The organism is Streptomyces sp. WAC 04229, from assembly GCF_003947455.1.
Taxonomy (GTDB): Bacteria; Actinomycetota; Actinomycetes; order Streptomycetales; family Streptomycetaceae; genus Streptomyces.
In genome coordinates this window covers 1-21,205 of record NZ_QHJH01000022.1, presented here as the reverse complement: position 1 = coordinate 21,205, position 21,205 = coordinate 1, and the positions used below count along the sequence as shown (strand labels likewise).

Genomic DNA, 21,205 nt, shown 5'->3' with positions numbered 1-21,205 from the left:
TTTGCAGCGCCTTGACCACGATCATTCGCGATCCCTCAACCCAACGGAGCCGGCTACCCCATGAGCGACATCGTCAACGGACTCGGCCGGGCCGCCGCTTACGGCGGCCTCGGTCTGGTCCTCCTGGTCCTCGGGATCGTCCTCGTCGATCTGCTGACCCCCGGCAAGCTCGGCCGGCAGATCTGGGAGCAGCGCAACCGCAACGCCGCCCTCGTGCTCAGCTCCGCGCTGCTCGGCATCGGCGGCATCGTCTTCACCTCGATCTGGACCACGTACGAGGACTTCGGCAAGGGCCTGGTGTCGACGGCGGTCTTCGGGCTGCTGGGGCTCGTCATGATGGCCGTGGCCTTCCTGGTGGTCGACCTGATCACCCCGGGGCGGCTGGGCGCGACGCTGGTCGAGCAGGAGCCGCACCCCGCGGTGTGGGTGACGGCGTCCTGCAACGTCGCGGTCTCCGCGGTCATAGCGGCGTCGATAGCCTGACGCCGCCGCCCGGTCACTGCAGGCGCCTGATGTCCCCGCGCACCCGGTAGAAGCCGCCCGAGGCGGCGTGCAGCGCGTCGACCACGTACCGCGCGCCGGGCTCCCGTATCGCCCTCGGGAACTGGACGTTCCAGGAACGGTCGTACCCCTCCGACACCACGTGGATGCGGGTCCGGCCGTTCTCCTGGACACACTCCACGACGACGGAGCCGGCGGGCGCCACGGCCACGGTCGTGACGGCGCCGGCCGCGGTGGCGGGCGCGTACGTCGGCAGGGTGGCGGCGAGCTTGACGTCGCGGGCGACGGGCACCGAGCCCTGCTCCGCCGCCTTCACCGCGGTCTCGCTCGCGTCCACGCAGGCCAGGGAGCCGTCCGTGGCGACCAGGAACAGCCGCTCGTCGCGGTACTGCATCGAGAGCGCGGAGCCGCCGCCGGTGCCCAGCTTCCACAACCGCGTGCCGTCCCGGTCGAAGCAGTAGACCGAGGAGGCGGAGTCGCCCGCGAACACGTACCGGCCGCCGGGCGAGGTGGCGCAGGAGTAGACCGGGCTGTCGCAGTGGTAGGTCGCCTCGATGGTGCCGGTCGTCTTCGACAGCCGCTGGACGGTGTGCCGCGCCGTGCCCGCGTACACCGCGTCGTCCTCCTGCCAGCCGAAGAGCACGGCCCCCTGGGTGGGCGTGTGCCACAACTCGGTGCCGCCGTCCGGGGCGTGGGCCGTCACACCGCGCGTGTGCCCGTGGTAGACGGCCCGGTCGTCGGCGCGCACCATCCAGGCGTGCTCACCGCGCCCGCCGCGCGCCCACTGGTGCTCGTCCTCGTGGTCGATGACGGTGAGGCGCCCGGCGCGGTCCGCGACGTTCAGCACGCCCTCGTGGATGTCGAGCCAGAAGATGTCGACGTCGGCGGCGATGTCGTAGGCGGCGAACGGGAGTTTGGACGACAGGTCGTACACCCGGCCGTCGTCGCAGCCGGCGTAGATCCAGAAGTCGTCGGCGACCAGGCACTTGACGCCGTCCGGCAGCTGGTAGTGGGCGAGGACCTCGCCGCCGTGCGCCAGGGTGTAGACGTCGCCCGACTGGTTGCCCACCCAGCAGCGCTCCTCGTCGATGTGGATGCCGAACGCGGCGGAGCCGGTGCGGAAGCGCCACAGGACCGGGGCGACCGCGCGGGCGGTGGAGGGCGCGGAGGCCACCTGCCTGCGGGTGACGGCGCGCGGCGCGCGCTGTCCCTGGACGGCCGGGGCGTATCCCTTGCGGACCTTCTCGCCTATCTTCTTGGCGGCGGCGGCCGCGGCCTTCTCGGCGGTGGGGAAGGTCGACGTCTGGGTCTGTCCGGCGGCACCGATCCTGCCGTAGCGCACCGACACGACCTGTCCCTGGACGGTGACTTCGTAGAACTTGTGCGCGCTCCCGTCGTCCTGTGACAGCTCCAGGTACGTCTTCGACATGTCAGACCTCTCCCCGCCCGGTCCCGCGGCGTGTTCCGCGGGTCCCACTGCCTGAACAGTAGGAGGTCCCACTGACAATCGGTCCGTCGACCGGGTGGCCCGGTCGTTCAGGAGACGGTCGCGGGCGGCGGGGCCCAGCGCCTGGTGCGGGCGGCGGCGCCGGAGACGCCGTACCCCTCCTTCAGATGTTCGGGGATGGCGTAGTGCATCACGCGTCCACGCGTCAGGGAGGACAGCTCCAGGACGGTGGTGAGATGGCCGAGCCGGTCCAGGGCCCACGCGCCGAGCGGTGAACGGTCCTCGATCGTCTCCAGGACGCCGAGGAGGTGCGGGGCGGCGCGCACCAGGGTGTCCCAGGCGGTGCTCGGTACGCCCAGCCAGTCGGCGCAGGTGTCACCCACGAGGTGGCGGATCAGTGCGGAGACGACCGGGTCGAAGAGGGTGCCCGGGACGACTTCCTCGTACAGGTCGATCAGTTGCCTCGTCAGGTGGACGCCCTCCTCGGAGGGACCCATGTGGCGCAGCATGTACAGGTCGAGGAACCGGCGTGCCTCGTCGAGCGTGGTCGGGACCGCCGACTGGTCGACTCCGAGGACGGCGCCTACGACGCGCCAGGCGTAGAAGTAGGCCTCAGCTCCTTCGACGGACATGTGGATGCCGAGTCGGTGGAGGCTGTCCAGGACGAGCAGGGAGAAGAACATCTGCCCGCCGATCATGTCCTCCTGGCAGATCGGCACGCCGAGGGTCCGGGTGTCCCAGCGGTCCTCCCGCTTCAGGTGGTGACGGATGGCGGCGTGCAGCAGGCGTACCTTCTGGGCGGCGGGGATGAAGCGCCCGCCGGCCTCGAAGGCGTCCGGCTGCATGAGGTAGACGGTGAACTGGCCGGTCTCGGCCATGCGTTTGGAGGGGTAGTCCAGCCCGTGGGTGGCCGACAGCAGCCGGGCGACGTGGGGGACGAGGTAGCAGGCGGGCATGGACGCGAACGACAGCGCGGTGGAGATGTGCACGTTGTTGTCGAGGAAGAAGGCGCGGGCTCGTTCCATCTCCTCCCAGTCGACCCAGTCGGGCGGCGTGCCGGTCGTCCGCAGGTACTCCCGGGCCACGCCGGGAAGGCCGTCCGGCAGTTGCTGACCGGTGGTGGAGACGTAGCGCATCAGTGAGTTGAACTTGCCGACCTCGCCGCGCTCGAACAGCGTGGCGACGACCGCGTCGGCCAGTTCGTCTCCGCTGTGGCGCAGGGCCTCCATCGACGTCTCGGTACAGGTCATCGCGGGCTCCTCGTCAGTGCGTGCGGTCGGTGGCATGGAGGGCGAGTTCGCGCAGGGCCCGGCGGGCGTGCGGCGGTGTCCCCCCGCCGTCCAGGGCACGGGTGGCGCGCTCCACTCGGGCGGCGATCATCCGCTCGATCCGTTGGGGCGCCTTCAGCTCGAGCATGAGACGGCGCACGTCGCGCAGATGGGTTCCGTCCAGGTCGTCGCGGCCCAGCAGGCCGCGCAGCCAGCCCCGTTGCGCGTCGTCGGCCGCTTTCCACGTCTCGGCCAGCAGGGCGGTCGGCCGGTGGCCGCGCACGTCGTCCAGGCTCGACTTCCCGGTGCGTTCCCGGTCGCCGAACAGGCCGAGCAGGTCGTCACGGAGCTGGAAGGCCTCCCCGAGCGGCAGGCCGTAGTTGCGGAAGGTGTCCTGCAACGCGGGGGCGGCACCGGCGAGCAGGCCACCGATGAGCAGGGGGTGTTCGACGGTGTACTTGGCGGTCTTGTACCGGACGACCTTCAAGGAGGTGTCGGTGTCCGGTCGTCCACCGGTGTGCAGGATCTCCAGGCACTCACCGGCGATGAGTTCCCTGGCGAGGGCGGCCCACAGGTCCCGGGCCCGCGCCAGATAGGCGGCCGGCAGACCACTCGTGGTGAACAACCGGCCCGCGAGGGCCATCAGGTGATCGCCCACCAGCATGGCCAGGGACCGCGCGGCCGTGTGGGCCTCGTGGCGGCCGCCACGGACGAGCACGGCTTCCAGGGCGACGTGGGCGGTGGGCAGGCCGTGGCGCAGGCGGCTGTCGTCGATGAGGTCGTCGTGCACGATCGCGGCGGCGTGCACCAGCTCCATGGAGGCCGCCGCTCTGACCAGCGCGTCGCTTTCGGGCTGTCCGGTTGCCCGCCATCCCCAGTAGCAGAAGGCCGCCCGCAGTCGTTTGCCGTGCCCGGCCGACGTCCGCAGCTGCTCGGCCACGGGCGCGAGAGCGTCGTCGACCGCCACGAGCAGGCGGGCCTCCTCGTCCAGGAAGTCCCGCAGGACGCCGTCGACGCGGGCTCTGAAGGCGTCCGGGTCCCAGCGCTCAGACATCGCCGCCGTCGGCCGTCCGCCGGGCCTTCACGTGCTGGGCGAGAACCTCCAAGTGGGCGGGGGGCACTCTCGTGTACCGGTCCAGGGCCAGTCTGCCCCGGGCCCGCAGGTCCCCTTCCACGTCCCGCACCAGGTCCGCGGTGTCCGAACGGCCGAGGAGCCCGCGGAGCCCGCCCACCGCCGAGCCGACCGTGCTCACCGCCAGGTCGGCCAGGCCGGCGACCAGCAGCACGGCCCGTTCGTCCCTGCCCGAACCCCGTCGCGTCGCGTCCGTCATGCTTCTCCCCACCGGTCACGTCATCGGCACGGATGCACCTGGTCGGCGGAGCACCCGGTCCGATCATGGCCGGGCATACGGGGCGGAAGATCCTGAATACCCCTTCGAGTGACGTGGGGAACTGGTGTCAGGCGGCCCGCGCCACGCTCCACGCGGGCAGCCGCTCGAAGAACGCCACCGCGTCCTCGCGCCACCGCGGCCGCCAGCCCCGCGCCACCAGGCCGGCCTGCTCGGCGTAGTGCGCCATCTCGGCGCGCATGCGGTCGTCGACGCCCCGGCGCTCGCCGACCGCACGGATCTCGGCGACGGTCGCCGGCGTGCAGCCGGGGTCGCCCAGGGCCTCCCGCACGAAGTCCCGCTCGGGGCCGCTCACGGCGGACAGGAGCCGGGCGACGGCGTAGCTGTGCCTGCCCTCGCGGAGGTCGGTGCCGGTCGGCTTGCCCATCGTGTCCGCGTCGCCGAACAGGTCGAGGTAGTCGTCGCGCATCTGTCCGCAGATGCCGACGAGGCGGGAGTAGCGCCGCAACTCGCCCTCGTGGGCCGCCGGTTCCTCGCCCGCGGCGATGAGCCCGAGGGTCATGGGGGCGAGGATCGAGTACCGGGCCGACTTCCGGTCGGCGACGTCGTGCAGCACCTCGTCGTCCGGGACCGTGTCGGTGAAGTCGCGTTCGAGGTCGGCGATCTGGCCCACGAAGGTGTCGGCCGCGGCCCGCGTCTGCACCTCGACCATGGCCTGGCGCACTTCGGCCGGCAGCCCGGCGTCCAGCAGCGCCTGCAGCGAGAGGGCGAGCGCGAGGTCGCCGGCGAGCACGGTGAGGGCGAGCGCCGCTCGCGGCTGCCCGGGGAACCTCTCCCGGTAGGCGTAGTACGTCGTCGGGCCGCCCCTGCGGGTCGCGCTGTCGTCGATGAGGTCGTCGTGGACGAGGCCGTGGGTCTGGAGCAGCTCCACGCTCAGGGCGGCGGCGTCCAGCCCTTCGACGGGCTCGTCGGTGACCAGCCGGGCGGCCTCGTGCAGCAGCACGACCCGCATCCGCTTGCCGCCACGCAGGGACAGGTCGCGCAGCAGCTGCACGCACTCAGGGGTGAAGCGGCTGAAGGACGGCGCGTCCAGTGTCCGGGCGAGGTCGTCGAAGTACTCCGTGAAGAGCCTGTCGAACCGGCGCCCGTGGCGGGCGAGGCGGGCCGGCGGCTGCTCGGTCATGACGAAGTCCTCCTGAGGGCGGGCGAGTGACGCGCTCAGCAGTGTGTCAGCCGAGGCTCGCGGCTCCGCCCCGCGGGCTGCCGCCCGGCACCGGTGACCGGTACGGACCACGTACGCGAAAGAGCCCGGCCCCGCGAGCGCGGGGCCGGGCACGGGGCCGCTCAGCCCTGGCGGGCCTTGAAGCGCGGGTCCCGCTTGTTGATCACGTAGGTCACGCCCCGGCGGCGCACCACCTGGGCGCCGGGCCTGGCCTTGAGCGAGCGGAGGGAATTGCGCACCTTCATGGGGTCCTCCTCGTTCCGTGGTGGCGCGGGATCAGCGGTCCTCGCGGAACGCCACGTGCGCCCCCGCGACCGGGTCGTACTTGCGCAGCACGAGGCGGTCGGGAGCGTTGAGCCGGTTCTTGCGCGTCACGTAGGTGACGCCGGTGCCCGCCGTCGACTTCAGCCTGACGACCGGGCGTGCGTTCTGCGTGCCATGGGTGCTCCTTCCGACCGAGCCCGCGGTGTCCGTCCTGTGCTGACCCGCGCATGTCAGTCGCACGTCTCAACACCGTCCCCCGCCGGCGCATTCCCGCGGTCGCGAGGGCCTGCCGGGCGGGGATCAGCAGTCCTGCCACAACCGCGTCCTCACCCGCACCCCGAACCGCAGCCCCTCCAGCGGCACCCGCTCGTCCACGCCGTGGAAGAGGCGGCCGTAGTCGAGGTCGTGGGGCAGCTTCAGGCCCTTGAAGCCGAAGCAGCGGATGTCCAGCTTGGTGAAGGCCTTCGCGTCGGTGCCGCCCGGGTTGCAGTACGGCACCGGGTGGCCGTCGGGGTCCACTAGGTCCAGGACGTACTTCAACATGGGCAGTTCTCCTGATCCGCACCGGGAGCGGTGCTGACAGCAGGTTCGGGATCGACTAACGTTCTCCGCAACTGTTTCCCGTTATATGCAATACGCGTCTGCATGGCGAGACGGAGAGGAGTCACCGTGGCCGACCCGCCGGTACAGCCCGCGGACCGGAAGACCCCGGCCGGGGCCCTCCAGACCGTCGACCGCGCCCTGCTGGTGCTGCTGGCCTTCGAGCGCACCCGGCCGGACTGGGGCGTCACCGAGATCGCCGCCGAGTTCGGCTGGGACACCTCGGTCGCCCAGCGCCTGCTCTCCACGCTCGCGGGCCGCGGCTTCCTGGTCTCCGACCCGGCGACCCGGCGCTACCGCATCGGCCCGGCCGCCCTGCGCCTGGGCCGTCTCTGGGAGCGCTCGGGCTCCCTGGAGCTGCTCGCCGAGCCCGTCCTCCAGGAGCTGCGGGCGGCCACCGGCGACACGGTGCTCTTCTGCCTGCCCGACAACTTCCACATGCGCTGCGTCGCGGCCGTCGAGGGCGAGGAGGGGCCGCTGCGCTACTACCCGCTGGTCGGTGAGCTGTACCCGGCGCACGCCGGGGCCACCAGCAAGTCGTTCTACGCCTTCCTGCCCGACGACCAGCGCCACCGCCTCTTCCGCGGCCGCCCCATGGCCCGCTTCACCGAACGCACCGTCACCGACGCCGACCAGCTGGAGCGCGAGTTCCGCCAGGTCCGCGCGCAGGGCTACGCCTGGACGGTCGGCGAGTACGACGCCGGCATCGGCGCCGTCGCCCTGCCCGTGTTCCTCGGCGCGGAGCCCTACGGCAGCCTCAGTCTCGGCGCCGCCAAGGAGCGCTTCCCCGAGGGCCCCGAGGACCGTCTGGAGGTGCTGCGCCGGGCCGCCCGGCTGCTGGAGCAGCGCCTGACGCATCCGCCCCAGCACCACCGGCGCCCGCGCCCGCCGCGCACCGCCTGACCCGCACCACCGATCCACCCCCGTCGACGAGGATGACCCCGTGAATCTCCTGCTCCTGTCCAACTCCACCCAGCACGGCCGCGGTTACCTGGAACACGCCATGGACACCGTGACCGGCTTCCTGCCCGCGGGCGGGCGCCTGGTCTTCGTGCCGTACGCCCTCGCCGACCACGACGCCTACACCGCGAAGGTGCGCGGCGCGCTCGCCGGGGCGGGGATCGAGGTGCGGGGCGTGCACGAGGGCGGCGACCCGCTCGCGCGGCTCGGCGAGGCGGACGCCGTGTTCGTCGGCGGCGGCAACTCGTTCCGGCTGCTCTCCGCGCTGTACCGTACGGGGCTGCGGGAGGCGCTGATCAAGGCCGTCGGCGCGGGACTGCCGTACATGGGGGCCAGCGCCGGCACCAACATGGCGGCGCCGTCGCTGCGCACCACCAACGACATGCCGATCGTCGAGCCGCCCTCCTTCGAGGCGCTCGGCCTGGTCCCGTTCCAGATCAACCCGCACTACCTCGACCCGGACCCGGCGTCCACGCACAAGGGCGAGACCCGCGAGGAACGGCTGACGGAGTTCCTGGAGGAGAACGACGTGCCGGTCCTCGGCCTGCGGGAGGGCTCCTGGCTGCGCGTCGACGGCGGGCGCGCGACCCTCGGCGGCGCGCGCGACGCCCGTCTCTTCCGCCGCGCCACCGCCGCCCGCGAGATCGCTGTGGGCGCCGAACTGTCCGAACTGCTCGACACAACCCCGGCGTTCGACTCGCGGGCGTAGACAGGCGCGCCGCGCACGTCCCGGCGGACGTCCTAGCGGCGGATCTCCTTGATCTTCAGCATGCGGGTGATGACCTTGTCCAGCTCCTCGTCGTCGAAGACCTTCTTCCAGTCCTCGCGGACGATGGACTCACGGCCGTAGTCCATGGCGATCAGGCAGGCGTCCGAGAAGGGGTTGGAGCCCTTCAGGGTGTTGGCCAGCGCGACCTGGGTGTGGCCGAGCAGCATCGCGCGAGCGGCCTTCTCCGGGACTCCGACCGTGTGGACGGTCTCGTGCAGCGCCTCGGTCAGCAGGGCGCCGACCATGCAGGCGATGGTCTCCACCAGGGTCGGCTCCAGGACGGCGAGCTGCTTGACGGTGACCCAGTGGACGTCGACGACCGGGGCGTACATGGCCCGGACGACGGCGTCGGCGAGCTCCCGCTTGGTCTCGTCCCCGCCCTCGTAGGCGGCGACGACCTCCTGGGGCGCGGCGATGCCGCCGAAGGTGTCCTGCCACTCCTCCTTGGTGGTCCGCTCCAGGAACACCGAGGGGTGGCAGGGGTGCGCGCAGGCGTAGTGGACGTCCTCGCGTGCGTGCAGCAGGCCGGCGTAGGCGGCGGCCGGGTCGAGGGTGAGGACGACGGTGCCGGGCCTCATCAGCGGCACGAGTTCCTCGGAGACCTTGCCGAGAACCACGTCGGGCACCGCGAGGACGACGACGTCGGCCTCGGCGACGGCGTCGGCCGAGTCGGTCAGTTCGCGGCCGAGGCCGCGGATCAGCTCCTGGCCCGCCGGGGACGCCTCGCTGAAGAGCACCCGGAAGTCGCTCTCGACCAGGTTGTCGGAGACGCGCCGGCCCATCTTGCCGGCGGCCCCGATGACGGCGACGGTCGTGACGTCGGCCCGGGTGTGGATCTCGGTGGGCATTACTCGCTCCTCAGGAGGGTGTTGATGCTGTGCTGCGTCCACTGGTGTTCGAGCCGGGCGGTGGCGTCGTAACCGCCGTCCTGCCACGGGAGCCAGTGCTCCACGATCTGGTTGATGCCGCGCTCCCCGGGGCGTACGGCGGCGACCATGCCGGCGTGGTCCAGGAGGCCCTCGCCGAGCGGGCAGCCGGCGTAGGTGAAGCCGACCCAGCCGTCGCGGCGGGTGAAGGCGAAGTCCTTGACGTGGATGTTGACCACGTACGGCGCGGTGGCGGCCACGACGTCGGCGGGGCGTTCCAGCCGGGCGACGCTGTTGCCCGGGTCCAGGACGATGCCGAGACGCGGACTGTCGACGGCGCGTACGACGCTCACCAGGTCGTCGGTGGCGACCTGCTCGTAGGTCTCCAGGCCGAGGGTCACGCCCGCGTCGGCGTAGCGGGGCACCGCCTCCTGCAGCAGGGCGACCGCCTCGTCGGTGTCCGGCCGGTGGTCGGCGGTGTTCAGCATGGAGCGGACCAGGGTCACCCCCAGTTCGCCCGCCATGTCGAGGTACGTGAGCAGGTGGCCGGGCCGGATGCCGCGGGTGCCGAGTTCCAGGGTCAGTCCGAGGTCGTCGGCGGTGGCGCGGAGGTCGGCGAGCCGCGCGCGGTCGTAGGTCTCGACGGGCGCGTAGTCGCAGATCTGGAAGACCCGGCCGCCGAGTTCCGCGGTGTCGCGCAGCATCGCGGTCAGGCTCATCGGCTCGGGGGCGAGGGCGGAGTGGCGCCAGAAGTACGCGTAGGTGCTGATGCCGTACGCCATCACGCCACCGCCGCCGGGGCCGGGGAGCGGATCTCGTCGAGGACCGCCTCCACGTTCGCCGGGTCGTGCGCGAAGCGGCCGAGGAACAGGCCCTCGGCGGTGCCGGCCAGCCGGGTCAGCAGTCCGGGGCCCGCGCTGCCGCCGTAGATGACGGTGGAGCCGGCGTGCCGCGGACGGCGGTCGAGCCAGTCGCGCAGGGCGGTGCAGACGGTCGCGATGTGCTCGGCGGAGGCGGGTTCGGGGGCGCCGATGGCCCACTGCGGTTCGTAGGCGAGGACGACCGCGCCGTCCAGGCCGTGCAGCAGGCGTTCCGCCTCGGCGACCGTGCGGGCCGCCGCGTCGGCCGGGTCGGCCTCGTCGCGTTCGCCGACGCACAGGACGGGCGTGAGGCCGTTGCGCAGGGCGGCGGCGGTCTTGGCGGCGACGACCGTGTCGCCCTCGCCGTAGAGGCGGCGGCGTTCGGCGTGGCCGACCTCGGCGTAGCGGCAGCCGATCTCCTTGAGGACGGGGCCGCCGACCTCGCCGGTGTAGGGGCCGCCGTCCTCGGTCGCGATGTCCTGGGCGCCGAGGGCGACGCCGTAGGGGGCGAGGATGCCGGTGGCGGGCACTAGGGCCGGGAAGGCGGGGAGCACGAAGAGGCGGGCGGCGCCGGAGGTGACGGCGGGGTGCCGCTCGGCGAGGGCGGCGATCCGGCGGGCCCAGTTCAGCGTCTGGTGGTGGCCGAAGTACATCTTCAGGCTCACCCCCAGCAGTACGGGGGACGGTGCGGCGGCGGGCATCAGGCGGCCGCTCCGTCGCCCGAGGCGGTCTCGTAGTCGCACATCAGCTGGACCTTGGCGGCCGACGCCGAGCTCTCGTCGAAGCGGTAGGTGAGCCACTCGGCGGCCAGGCGGCGGGCGAGTTCGAGGCCCACGACGCGCTGCCCGAAGGTCAGGATCTGCGCGTTGTTGGAGAGGACCGCCCGCTCGACGGAGAAGGAGTCGTGGGCGGTGACGGCGCGGATGCCCCGGACCTTGTTGGCGGCGATGGCGACGCCGAGCCCGGTGCCGCACACCAGCAGGGCGCGGTCGGCGTCGCCTCGGGCGACCATCTCGGCGGCGGCGATGGCGACCTTGGGGTAGGCGGTGTGGCCGTCGGCGTCGACACCCACGTCCGTGACGGCGGCGACCAGGCCGCTGCTCTCCAGGTCCTGCTTGAGGGCTTCCTTGTACTGGTAACCGGCGTCGTCGGACCCGACGACGATGCGGAGCTTGTCGGTCATCTCGGCTTTCCTCAGTGGTGGTCGTGGGGGTGGTCGAGCAGGGCGCCGTGGACGGCGCGGGTGATCAGGGCGAGGGAGTGGGCGCCCGCGTCGGGGGTGCCGAGGGACTTCTCGGCGTGCGGTCGGGCCCGGCCCATGCGGGGCAGCAGGCGGGCCGTTGCGGCGGCCGCGTCGGTGGCCGTGGTGGCCGCGCGGTCCCAGGCCTCGGCGAGGGGCAGGCCCTCGGCCGTGGCGGCGGCCAGTGCGTCGGCGAAGGGCACGAGGACGTCGACCATGGTCTTGTCGCCGACTTCCGCGCCGCCGAGCCTGCGCACGGCCGCGGAGGCGTCCGTGACCCCGCCGCTGACGCGGGCGGCGTCCGGGGTGTCCCGGTCGCCGAGGGCGGTGCCCAGGGAGCGCAGGACGGTGCCCCACAGGGCGCCGGAGGTGCCGCCCGCCCGGTCGGCCCAGGCGTCGCCGGCGCGGGTCAGGACGGTGCCGGCGCCCGCGCCGCGCTCGTGGGCCTCGGCGGCGGCCTCGCGGGCGGCGGTGGAGCCGCGCAGCATGCCGATGCCGTGGTCTCCGTCGCCGGCGACGGCGTCGATCCGGCCGAGTTCGTCGGCGTGCGCCTCGACCACGGCGGCCACCGCGTCCAGGGCGGCCAGGACGGTGCGGGCGGCGTGCCGTGAGGCATCCGCCGCCGGGGGCGGGCCGGCGTCCGGGAACGGGGCGGTCTCCGGGCGTACGGGGGTCTCCGGACGTACGGCGGTGTCGGGCTCGGCGGCGTCGAGGGCACCCTTGCGGTAGGCGGGCGTGTCGGCGGGGGCCCGCCACAGCTCCTCCAGGCCCTCGTCCAGCCAGGTCAGGGTGAGGGAGACACCGGCCATGTCGAAGCTGGTGACGAGTTCGCCGACCTCGGGGTCGACGATCTCGACGCCCGCCTCGCCGAGCAGGGCCGCGACCTTGCGGTAGACGACGAACAGTTCCTCGTACTTGACCGAGCCGAGCCCGTTGAGGACGACGGCGGCGCGCTGTCCCGCCGGGCCGGGGACGTCCTCGGGCAGTTCCTTCAGCAGCGTCCGGACCAGGAGCCGCGCCGCCTCGTCGGCGGTGGGCAGGTCCTCCTCGCCGATGCCGGGCTCCCCGTGGATGCCGAGGCCGACCGCCATCCGGGCCTCGGGGACGGTGAACAGGGGGTGGTCGGCGCCGGGCAGGGTGCAGCCGGAGAAGGCGATGCCGAAGGACCGGGTGCGGGCGCCCGCCCGTTCCGCGGCGCGCACCACCTCGTCCAGGGGACGGCCCTGCTCGGCCGCGGCGGCGGCGGCCTTGAAGACGGGCAGGTCACCGGCGATGCCGCGCCGCTTGGCCGACTCGTCCGGACCCGCGCTGGAGATGTCGTCGGCGACGGCGAAGGTACGGGCGTCGATGCCGTCGGCGGCCAGCCGCTCGGCGGCCTGGCCGAAGTGCAGGACGTCACCGGCGTAGTTCCCGTACATCAGCAGGACTCCGGCGCCGCCGTGCGCCGCCCGCGCCACGGAGCGGATCTGCTGGGCGGAGGGCGAGGCGAAGACGTTGCCGACGGCCGCGCCGTGCGCCAGGCCGCGGCCGACCAGGCCGGAGAAGGCCGGGTAGTGGCCCGATCCGCCGCCGATCACCACGGCCACCTGGCCGGCCGGGGTGGCGGTGGCCCGGACGACTCCGCCGGTGACCGGCCGGACCCAGCGCCGGTGCGCGGCGGCGAAGCCCTCCAGCGCCTCGTCGGCGAAGGCGGCGGGGTCGTTGAACAGGCGGGTCATCGCAGGGCCTCCTCGGCCTGGTGGGCGGGGGCGGGGACCGGTTCGTCGGTGCGGTGGCGGGCGGCGAGCCACACCATCAGCGCGGCGGACAGCAGCATGAAGAAACCGACGAGGTAGAGCGGTACGTAGTACGCGCCCGTCAGGTCCTTGAGCCAGCCGGTGATGTAGCTGGAGGCGAAGCCCGCCACGTTGCCGGCGGTGTTGATCAGGGCGATGCCGGCCGCGGCGGCGGCTCCGGTCAGGAAGCGGGAGGGCACCGACCAGAACACCGGCAGGGCGGCGAAGATGGCGCAGGCGGTGACGGTGATCACGGCGACCGTGGCGGCCGGGGAGCCCATGTACAGGGCGAGCGGGATGGAGACACCGCCGACGACGGCCGGTCCCGCCACGTGCCAGGTGCGGGTGCCGTGACGGGTGGCGTGCCGGGTCCAGAAGAACAGGACGACGGCGGCCGGCAGGTACGGGATGGCGGTGATCCAGGCCTTGTCCATCACGCTGAACGTGGTGTCGTACTGGTCCTGGAAGCCGTTGATGATCGTCGGCAGGAAGAAGGCGAGGGCGTACAGGCCGTACACGAAGCCGAAGTAGACGACCGCGAGGGTCCAGACCCGGCCGCTGCTGAAGGCGGTCTTCAGGTCGCCCTTGGCGTGCTTGCCCTCGTGCCCGGTCTTCTGGGCGTTCTCGGCGGCGAGTTCGGCCGTCAGCCAGTCGCGTTCGGCCGGCGTGAGCCACGTGGCGTCGGCGGGCCTGTCGATCAGGTAGAACCAGGCGACGACGCCCAGGATGATCGCCGGCAGCGACACGAACAGAAACATCACGCGCCAGCCCTCGAGGCCGAACAGGCCGTGGCGGCCGATCAGCCAGCCCGCGAGCGGGGCGCCGAACACGGTGGTCAGCGGCTGGGCGAGGTAGAACAGGCCGAGGATCTTGGTGCGGTGGCGGGACGGCACCCACTGGCTGAGGAAGAGGATCGCGCCCGGGAAGAAGCCCGCTTCGGCGACACCGAGCAGAAAACGCAGCGTGTACAGCTGGCCGCTGCTGCTGACCCAGGTGAACAGCAGCGAGACGACACCCCAGGTCACCATGATCCTGGCCAGCCACCGGCGGGCCCCGAAGCGGTGCAGGGCCATGTTGCTGGGGACCTCGAGCACGATGTAGCCGAGGAAGAAGATCCCGGACGCGAAACCGAACTGGGCGGCGGTCAGGGCGAGGTCCTGTCCCATGCCGTTGGGTTCGGCGAACGAGACGGCCGTGCGGTCCAGGTAGTTCACGAAGAACATCAGCGCCACGAACGGGACGAGGCGGACTGAGACCTTCTTGATGGCAGTTCTCTCGACTGCCTCGGATGGCGCTTGGGCACCCATGGGCGACTCCTCGGCTCGCCCGGACAGCTCCGTCCGGGGTCGGTCACACCGGATGTCCGCCGCGGAAGGCGGCCGACCGGTTCGCCCTCACGCTATGCCTCGGATCAAAATTGGTCACCAATTTACCAGTGTGGCGAGCATCATAGATCCACTACCGACCCAACTCTTGACAAACCGCACCCAAGACCGGGGTGAACTGCCTGGTCAGCCGGGTCGGCCCGGCATCTGGTTGACTGGTGACCGTGACCAGTCAGCCTGATCAGCACAGCTCCGCGGCCGCTCCGGACCTCGCGCGGCTGCTGCGGCCCGTCGTGCGCGAGTCGTCCGTCAGCGAGGTCGCCAAACGGCTCCTCGACCACCTCTCGGCCGGCGACATCCGGCCCGGCACGCGGCTGCCCGCCGAGCGTCAGCTGGCCGAGGCGCTGGGTGTCGCACGGTCCAGCGTGCGCGGCGCCCTCTCCGCCCTGGACGTCCTCGGGATCATCGAGATCCGGCCGGGTTCCGGCTCCTACGTGCGCGAGGGCACCTCGGAGTTCCTGCCCCGCGCGATCAACTGGGGGCTGATGCTGGGCCAGCGCCGGACCCAGGACCTGGTCGAGGTGCGCACGTACATGGAAGGGGTGTCGGCCCGGCTGGCGGCGGAGCGGGCCGGCGACGAGGACGTGGCACGACTGGAGGAGCACCTCCAGCACATGCGCGACGCGGGCGGCGACGTCACGGCGTTCATCGACGCCGACATCGCCTTCCACCTGGAGACGGCCCGCATCGCGCGCAACACCGTCCTCAGCGACATCCTGCACAGCATCCGGGCGCTGCTCCAGGTCTGGATGGAGCGCGTCAGCGACATCGAGGGCACCGTCAGCGGCACGCTCTGCGAGCACGACGCGGTGCTCCGGGCGATCCGCGCGCGCGATCCGGAGGCCGCGGACCGGGCGATGGCCGAACACATGCGGATGGCCAGCGCCCGGCTGCGTGCCTCGGTGGACGGCGGCGCCTGACCGGGACCTCGTCCCGTCCGCGGTCTGTCGGCGTCGTCGTGTCGTCAATAGCCTGGTGCCGTAAGGCCGTTGTCGACCGAGGAGCCCCATGTCCACCGCGCAGCAGGTCCCCGACATCCTCTCCCCCGAGTTCGCGGCGAACCCCTATCCGGTCTACCGGGCGATGCGGGAGAGCGCGCCCCTCGTCTGGCACGAGGCCACGCGGAGCTGGATCGTCTCGCGCTACGACGACGTGGAGCGCGTCTTCAAGGACCGGAACGGGCAGTTCACGACCGAGAACTACGACTGGCAGCTCGAGCCCGTGCACGGCAGGACGATCCTCCAGCTGAGCGGCCGGGAGCACGCGGTCCGGCGCGCGCTGGTCGCGCCGGCGTTCCGCGGGGCCGATCTCCAGGAGCGGTTCCTGCCGGTGATCGAGCGCAACTCCCGCGAGCTGATAGACGCGTTCCGGCACACCGGACGCGCCGACCTGGTCGCCGACTACGCGACCCGCTTCCCGGTCGACGTCATCGCCGACATGCTGGGTCTGGACAAGGCGGACCACGACCGGTTCCACGGCTGGTACACGTCGGTCATCGCCTTCCTGGGGAATCTCTCGGGAGACCAGGAGGTGGCGGCCGCCGGTGCGCGCACCCGCGTGGAGTTCGCCGAGTACATGATCCCGGTCATCCGGGAGCGCCGCCAGAATCCGGGCGACGACCTGCTGTCCTCCCTGTGCGCGGCGGAGGTCGACGGGGTCCGGATGAGCGACGAGGACATCAAGGCCTTCTGCAGCCTGCTGCTCGCGGCGGGCGGTGAGACCACGGACAAGGCGATCGCCAGCATCTTCGCCAACCTGCTCGCCCATCCGGAGCAGTTGGCCGCCGTGCGCGAGGACCGGTCGCTGATACCGCGCGCCTTCGCGGAGACGCTGCGCTACACCCCGCCGGTGCACATGATCATGCGTCAGTCGGCGTCCGAGGTGGAGCTGAGCGGCGGCACCATACCGGCGGGCGACACCGTCACGTGTCTCATCGGCGCCGCCAACCGGGACGGGAGCCGCTACCGCGACCCGGACCGCTTCGACATCCACCGCGAGGACCTGACCACCACGACCGCCTTCTCGGCCGCTGCCGACCATCTCGCCTTCGCGCTGGGCCGGCACTTCTGCGTCGGGGCGCTGCTGGCGAAGGCGGAGGTCGAGATCGGCGTGGGGCAGCTGCTGGACGCCATGCCGGATCTGCGGCCGGACGACGGCTTCGACGCGGTGGAGCGCGGGGTGTTCACCCGGGGCCCGCAGTCCCTGCCGGTGCGGTTCACACCGGCAACGGGCTGACGCGGGCAGGCCCGTCAGACCACCACGGGGGTGAACAGGGCGGGCAGGGCGGTGAGTCCGCGCATCCAGATCGACGGACGCCAGGTCAGTTCCTCGGGCTCCACCGCGAGGACGAGGTCGGGGAGGCGTTCCAGCAGGGTCTCGACCGCTGTGCGGGCGACGACGTCGGCGAGCAGCGGTGCCGGGTACGGGCACCGGTGCTCGCCGTTGCTGAAGGACAGGTGCGCGGAGTTCTCGGCGCCGACGTGGGCCTCGGGCCAGAGCTGCGGGTCGGTGTTGGCCGCGGCCAGGCCGAGGACGAGGCAGTCGCCGGCGCGGATCTGCCGGCCGCCCAACTGGGTGTCGTTCACGGCCCAGCGGCCGATGAAGTTCTGTGTCGGCGTGTCCAGCCACAGCACCTCGTTGAGCGCCTCCCCCACGCTGAGCCGCCCGCCCGACACGTTGAGGGCGAAGCGGTCGTCGGTGAGCAGCAGCCGGAGCGTGTTCCCGATCCAGTTGGCGGTGGGCTGCTGGGCGGCGGCGATGACGGAGATCAGGTCCTGCACCGTCTCCTCGTCGGTCAGGCCCGCCGGGTGGGTCAGCATCCGCGAGGTGACGTCGGGGCCGGGACGCTCGCGCTTGTGCCGGACCAGGCCGTGGATGCGCTCGCCCACACGCGTGTACGCCGCGACCGGGTCGTCGCCCTCCGCCGCGTCGAGGGAGATGCGCAGGTCCTCGACGAGGTGCTGGGTCTCGGCACCGCTGTGCGGCATCCCGCACATGCGTACCGCGGCGCGCATGGGCAGGGCGTGCGCGTAGCCGCTCATCAGCTCGGCCCGGCCGCTGCCGGCGAAGCCCGCGATGAGCCGGTCGGCGAGCTGCCGGCAGTCCCGGGCCAGCTCGAACTGGTCGACGCCGGCCAGGGCCTGGGTGATCACGTCGGCCCGGCGCCGGTGTTCCTCGCCCTCGGTGAACAGCACCGAGGGCTGGTGTCCGACGTAGGGCATGAGCGGCCAGTCGGGCGGGATGCGGTCCCACTGGTTCCAGCGCCGCGAGTCCCTGGCGAACAGCTCGTCGTGGCTGGTCACATAGCTGACCTCGGGGTAGCCGAGGACCAGCCAGGCGGGCACCCCGCCGTCGAGGAGCACGGGTGCGACGGCGCCGTGCTCGCCCCGCAGTCCGCGGTACAGCTCCGACGGCGTCTGCTGGTACGCGAGCCCGGCCAGCGGGACGGCGTCCGGGTGGGCGGGGCAGATCGGTGCGACGACGGGGTGCGGAGCGGGGTCGATGTCGGTCACGGTGCGCCCTCCTGGGCCAGGGCCAGTTGGTAGAGGTGGTCCACAAGGGTGACCAGCACGTGCTTGCCGGACGCGCGTACCCGGGCGTCGCAGTCGACCAGCGGTACGCGCTCCGGCAGCGCGAGGGCCAGGCGGATCTCGTCCAGGGAGTGCCGGGCGGTGTCGTCGTCGAAGCGGTTGACGGCCACGACGAACGGGGTGCCGTGGTGTTCGAGCCGGTCTATCGCGTACCAGGAGTCGTCCATGCGGCGGGTGTCGACGAGGACGACGGCGCCGAGGGTGCCGGAGAAGAGACGGTCCCACAGGAACCAGAAGCGTTCCTGGCCGGGGGCGCCGAACAGGTACAGCACCATGCGGTCGTTGAGGCTGATCCGGCCGAAGTCGAAGGCCACCGTGGTGGTGGTCTTCGCGGTGACGTCGCCGGTCTCGTCGACGCCTACGCCGGCCTGGGTCATCACCTCCTCCGTGTTGAGGGGCCTGATCTCGCTGACGGAGCGGACCAGGGTGGTCTTGCCGACACCGAACCCGCCCACGACGACGATCTTCAGGCCGGTCTCCGCGGCGTCGGTCAGGGGTGTGCGGCCGGAGGCGGCGGGGTGCGCGGGGGCCGGTGAGTCAGAGGTTGCGGAGCCCATGGAGCACCTCCTGGAGAAGGGCGGTGTCGGGGCGGTGCGACGCGGCGGACCGCCCCAGGCGCGGATGGCGGGCGGTGATGCTCCCGGTGGCGAGCAGGTCGCCGAGCAGGATGCGGACCACCGTGATCGGCAGTGCCAGTTCGGCGGCGAGTTCCACCACGGCCGTGGGGTGCCGGCACAGTTCCAGGATCCGGATGTGTTCCGACTGCATGCCGGCCGACGGTTCGCACTCGCCGACCACCAGGGTGACGAGGTCGAAGGAGTCGCCGGCGCGGCTGCGTCCGCCCGTGACCGTGTAGAGCCGGTCGGGTGCGCCGGTGTCCACGGGCCTGCGCGTCACGACGGGCCGCTCCCGCGGAGGGCGTGGCGCGGCGCGGCCCGCAGGTGCTCGCCGATCTGCTCGACCAGCTCGGTCATCTGGTGGCCCACCACGCCGGGGTCGGCGTCCTCCACCGCGACGACGGCCAGGTGTGCGCCCTCGCCCGCCTCGACGATGAACAGCAGCCCTCCGTGGAACTCGGTCATGGAGTGCCGTACGCCGCCGGTTCCGTTGCCGAACTCGACGGAGGCGCCCTGGGCGAGGGCCTGGATGCCGGAGCAGATCGCGGCGAGCTGGTCGGCCCGGTCCAGGGTGAGGTGTTCGGTCCAGCAGAGCCGGAGGCCGTCCCGGGACAGGACGAGGGCGTGGCGGGTACCGGGGGTGCTGTCCAGGAGGTTCTGGAGGAGCCAGGTGAGGCTGTTGTCGGTGGTCTGCATGATGGGTGAGGGGACGGTGGGTGCTGCTGCTCCGGTCACCGGCCCGTTCCTCCAATCTCACGAACTCGGGGGCGAGGGGGCGCCGTTGTGCGCCGTGCGGTGGGGCGCGCGGTCTACCCCGACGCGGGCGGTTCCGGCGTGGGCGCCCCGCCGGCGGCTCCGGACCGGCGCCCGCGGTGGAAGGCACCGAAGCTGGACCCGGCGTCGCGGGACGCCGTCGCCGGCCGGTCGGTGGGCCGCGGGGGCGGGTCGCGCAACTCGCGCTCGGCCTCGGCCTCGGCCATGGTCCGGCCCGGGGAGCGCACGGGCAGTCCGCCCGGCGTCGCGGACTGCGGGCGGGTTCGCGGCGCCTGCTCGGGAGGAACGGTCCGCTCGGCGTCACGGACGTCCGGCAGGCGCGAGGCGGCCAGGGGGGCCTCCGCGGCGGGCGCGGGTCCGGGGACGGGGACGCGGGCCGCGCCGCCGAAGGTGCGGCCGGTCAGGGCGGGTTGCGGGTCCCGCTGCTGGGCGAGCAGTTGCGGCGGCACCAGGACGACGACGCCGGTGCCGCCGCGGGACGAGGGGCGGTAGCTCACGCCGACGCCGTACTTGGCGGCGAGCCGTCCGACCACGGCCAGGCCGAGCCGGGTGCCCTGGAGCGAGGCCAGGTCGGTCGCCCGTCCCGACACGGCCTCCTCGGCGTGGTGCATGGCGGCGTCGGCCATCTTGAGGCCGCTGTCCTCGATGGTGACGACGATCCCGGCGGTACGTTCCTCCACGTACACGTGGACCTCGTCGATGGGTGGCGAGAAGTTGGCGGCGTTGTCCATCAGTTCGGCCAGCAGGTGCATGACGCCCTCGGCCGCGTGGCCGGAGATCGCGGCGGTGGTGGAGCAGTGCATGCGGACGCGCTGGTAGGCGGCGATGCGTCCTACTGCGCCGCGCAGGATGCTCTCCATCACGATGGGCCTGTTCCAGGCGCGGCTGGAGCGGCCGCCCATCAACAGGGCCAGGCGGTCGGTGATGAGGCCGAGCTGGGAGGTGCTGTGGTCGAGCCGCAGGAGGTCGCCCAGGACGTCCTCGCCGTGCCGGTCCTGCATGTCCCGCAGGTCGGCGAGCATGCGTACGGCCTTGGCCTGGACACGGCCGAGGGACTTGGCGGAGGCGGCCTCGGCGGCGGCGGTGCGCCGCTCGCTGTGGGCCAGTTCCCGGACGAACAGTTCGGCGCAGGCGCGCAGGTGCGGACGCCGGGGCCAGTCCAGCTCGGCGAGGACGACCTCCGCGGAGGTGCCGTCGCGCAGTCTCCGCACCGCGGCGGGCAGGGTGCTGCTCGTCAGGTGTTCCAGCTCCCCGGTGGCGCCGCGCGTCTCACGCAGCGCCTCCTGGTGCCGGGTCTCGGCCTCCGTGGTGTGCCGTACGGCGTCGGCCGTGAGGGAGGCGAAGCTCTGGACGACCTGCCGCAGGTGCGGCCCGGGGACGGGGGCGGTGCGGGCGACGGCCTCGTCGGCGCCGGCACCCTCGCGCACCTGCTGGGCGACGCCCGGCAGCGTGACGTTGACGAGGTGCACCAGGCCGGCGTTCTCCTGGGCGAGGCGGGCCTTGAGGGTGCCGATCTCGGCTCTGCGGTCGGCCGCGGTACGGCGGGCCCGTCCGACCAGGTGGGAGGCGAGGACCACGGTGACGGCGACGCAGAGCCAGGACGTCAGGGCGAGGGTCGCGGTCCAGCCCCGGGCGGCATCGGGCGCCGCGGCCCAGGCGGCACCGGCGCCCGCGGCGGTGGCGGGCAGCACGACCAGGGCGACGGCGGGGGTGCGGTG

Annotated in this window: 22 protein-coding genes and 2 pseudogenes; 5 read left to right on the top strand and 19 right to left on the bottom strand. The window is 72.7% G+C overall.

Going from position 1 to position 21,205, the window contains the following annotated elements; all coding sequences use genetic code 11:
* Window positions 1–60 precede the first annotated feature (60 nt).
* Window positions 61–483 (top strand): DUF350 domain-containing protein, encoded by a 423-nt coding sequence (locus DMH12_RS09320; protein ID WP_125491085.1) that lies wholly within the window; start codon window positions 61–63, stop codon window positions 481–483.
* Between the two features lie 13 nt (window positions 484–496).
* On the opposite strand, the gene DMH12_RS09315 is transcribed toward DMH12_RS09320, so the two are convergent.
* The 8 genes and pseudogenes from DMH12_RS09315 to DMH12_RS09280 form a co-directional block, all read right to left on the bottom strand.
* A complete protein-coding gene (locus tag DMH12_RS09315) occupies window positions 497–1,930 on the bottom strand; it encodes a WGR domain-containing protein (protein WP_125491084.1) in 1,434 nt (477 codons plus the stop codon).
* Window positions 1,931–2,037: 107 nt separating this feature from the next.
* Window positions 2,038–3,198 (bottom strand): oxygenase MpaB family protein, encoded by a 1,161-nt coding sequence (locus DMH12_RS09310; protein ID WP_125491083.1) that lies wholly within the window; start codon window positions 3,196–3,198, stop codon window positions 2,038–2,040.
* Window positions 3,199–3,211: 13 nt separating this feature from the next.
* Window positions 3,212–4,270 carry a polyprenyl synthetase family protein gene (locus tag DMH12_RS09305; protein WP_125491082.1) on the bottom strand — a complete coding sequence of 353 codons (1,059 nt, stop codon included), beginning with the start codon at window positions 4,268–4,270 and terminating at the stop codon, window positions 3,212–3,214.
* Window positions 4,263–4,547: a polyprenyl synthetase gene (locus DMH12_RS09300; RefSeq protein ID WP_125491081.1), complete on the bottom strand. Its 285-nt coding sequence runs from the start codon at window positions 4,545–4,547 to the stop codon at window positions 4,263–4,265. Before DMH12_RS09300 ends, DMH12_RS09305 begins: the two co-directional genes overlap by 8 nt.
* 127 nt (window positions 4,548–4,674) lie before the next feature.
* The gene (locus DMH12_RS09295; RefSeq protein WP_125491080.1) at window positions 4,675–5,748 is read right to left on the bottom strand and encodes a polyprenyl synthetase family protein; all 1,074 of its coding nucleotides are present in this window, start codon (window positions 5,746–5,748) and stop codon (window positions 4,675–4,677) included.
* Window positions 5,749–5,909: 161 nt separating this feature from the next.
* Window positions 5,910–6,032: a type B 50S ribosomal protein L36 gene (ykgO, locus tag DMH12_RS09290; protein WP_125491079.1), complete on the bottom strand. Its 123-nt coding sequence runs from the start codon at window positions 6,030–6,032 to the stop codon at window positions 5,910–5,912.
* 31 nt (window positions 6,033–6,063) lie between these two features.
* Window positions 6,064–6,213 (bottom strand): annotated as a pseudogene (gene rpmG, locus DMH12_RS09285) (50S ribosomal protein L33); the annotation flags it as partial.
* Between the two features lie 138 nt (window positions 6,214–6,351).
* Window positions 6,352–6,567, bottom strand: a pseudogene (locus DMH12_RS09280) (hypothetical protein); the annotation flags it as partial.
* Between the two features lie 153 nt (window positions 6,568–6,720).
* On the opposite strand from DMH12_RS09280, the gene DMH12_RS09275 reads away from it, so the two are divergent.
* Entirely contained in the window at window positions 6,721–7,554 is an 834-nt protein-coding gene (locus DMH12_RS09275) for an IclR family transcriptional regulator (protein ID WP_125491078.1), read from the top strand.
* 40 nt (window positions 7,555–7,594) lie between these two features.
* The gene (pepE, locus tag DMH12_RS09270; protein ID WP_125491077.1) at window positions 7,595–8,320 is read left to right on the top strand and encodes a dipeptidase PepE; all 726 of its coding nucleotides are present in this window, start codon (window positions 7,595–7,597) and stop codon (window positions 8,318–8,320) included.
* A gap of 32 nt (window positions 8,321–8,352) precedes the next feature.
* On the opposite strand, the gene DMH12_RS09265 is transcribed toward pepE, so the two are convergent.
* From DMH12_RS09265 to DMH12_RS09240, 6 genes are read right to left on the bottom strand one after another with little or no spacing between them, the layout of a single operon-like run.
* Window positions 8,353–9,228, bottom strand: coding sequence for a phosphogluconate dehydrogenase C-terminal domain-containing protein (locus DMH12_RS09265; RefSeq protein ID WP_125491076.1), 876 nt, complete (start codon window positions 9,226–9,228; stop codon window positions 8,353–8,355).
* Complete coding sequence (locus tag DMH12_RS09260; protein ID WP_125491075.1) at window positions 9,228–10,028, bottom strand: sugar phosphate isomerase/epimerase; 801 nt, start codon at window positions 10,026–10,028, stop codon at window positions 9,228–9,230. Before DMH12_RS09260 ends, DMH12_RS09265 begins: the two co-directional genes overlap by 1 nt.
* Window positions 10,028–10,807 (bottom strand): triose-phosphate isomerase family protein, encoded by a 780-nt coding sequence (locus DMH12_RS09255; RefSeq protein ID WP_125491074.1) that lies wholly within the window; start codon window positions 10,805–10,807, stop codon window positions 10,028–10,030. The genes DMH12_RS09260 and DMH12_RS09255 overlap by 1 nt, the downstream gene beginning before the upstream one ends.
* The gene (locus tag DMH12_RS09250; RefSeq protein WP_122619189.1) at window positions 10,807–11,289 is read right to left on the bottom strand and encodes a ribose-5-phosphate isomerase; all 483 of its coding nucleotides are present in this window, start codon (window positions 11,287–11,289) and stop codon (window positions 10,807–10,809) included. Before DMH12_RS09250 ends, DMH12_RS09255 begins: the two co-directional genes overlap by 1 nt.
* A gap of 11 nt (window positions 11,290–11,300) precedes the next feature.
* Window positions 11,301–13,064, bottom strand: coding sequence for a dihydroxyacetone kinase family protein (locus DMH12_RS09245; protein WP_125491073.1), 1,764 nt, complete (start codon window positions 13,062–13,064; stop codon window positions 11,301–11,303).
* Window positions 13,061–14,428, bottom strand: a complete 1,368-nt coding sequence (locus tag DMH12_RS09240) for an MFS transporter (RefSeq protein WP_125491072.1) — start codon at window positions 14,426–14,428, stop codon at window positions 13,061–13,063. The genes DMH12_RS09245 and DMH12_RS09240 overlap by 4 nt, the downstream gene beginning before the upstream one ends.
* Window positions 14,429–14,664: 236 nt before the next feature.
* Between DMH12_RS09240 and DMH12_RS09235 the strand changes: the two genes are divergently transcribed.
* On the top strand, window positions 14,665–15,426 hold the full coding sequence (locus tag DMH12_RS09235) for a FadR/GntR family transcriptional regulator (RefSeq protein ID WP_125491071.1): 762 nt from the start codon (window positions 14,665–14,667) through the stop codon (window positions 15,424–15,426).
* Window positions 15,427–15,514: 88 nt separating this feature from the next.
* A complete protein-coding gene (locus DMH12_RS09230) occupies window positions 15,515–16,741 on the top strand; it encodes a cytochrome P450 (RefSeq protein ID WP_125491070.1) in 1,227 nt (408 codons plus the stop codon).
* 14 nt (window positions 16,742–16,755) lie between these two features.
* Here DMH12_RS09230 and DMH12_RS09225 read toward each other — a convergent pair whose 3' ends face one another.
* The 5 genes from DMH12_RS09225 to DMH12_RS09205 all read right to left on the bottom strand — a co-directional run.
* The gene (locus tag DMH12_RS09225) at window positions 16,756–18,018 is read right to left on the bottom strand and encodes a cytochrome P450 (RefSeq protein ID WP_125491069.1); all 1,263 of its coding nucleotides are present in this window, start codon (window positions 18,016–18,018) and stop codon (window positions 16,756–16,758) included.
* Complete coding sequence (locus tag DMH12_RS09220; protein ID WP_125491068.1) at window positions 18,015–18,653, bottom strand: ATP/GTP-binding protein; 639 nt, start codon at window positions 18,651–18,653, stop codon at window positions 18,015–18,017. The genes DMH12_RS09225 and DMH12_RS09220 overlap by 4 nt, the downstream gene beginning before the upstream one ends.
* A complete protein-coding gene (locus DMH12_RS09215) occupies window positions 18,634–18,993 on the bottom strand; it encodes a DUF742 domain-containing protein (RefSeq protein ID WP_185832215.1) in 360 nt (119 codons plus the stop codon). Before DMH12_RS09215 ends, DMH12_RS09220 begins: the two co-directional genes overlap by 20 nt.
* Window positions 18,990–19,409 (bottom strand): roadblock/LC7 domain-containing protein, encoded by a 420-nt coding sequence (locus tag DMH12_RS09210; protein WP_125491122.1) that lies wholly within the window; start codon window positions 19,407–19,409, stop codon window positions 18,990–18,992. The genes DMH12_RS09215 and DMH12_RS09210 overlap by 4 nt, the downstream gene beginning before the upstream one ends.
* A gap of 113 nt (window positions 19,410–19,522) precedes the next feature.
* On the bottom strand, window positions 19,523–21,205 hold a 1,683-nt coding region (locus DMH12_RS09205; RefSeq protein WP_260474150.1), incomplete at its 5' end, for an ATP-binding protein.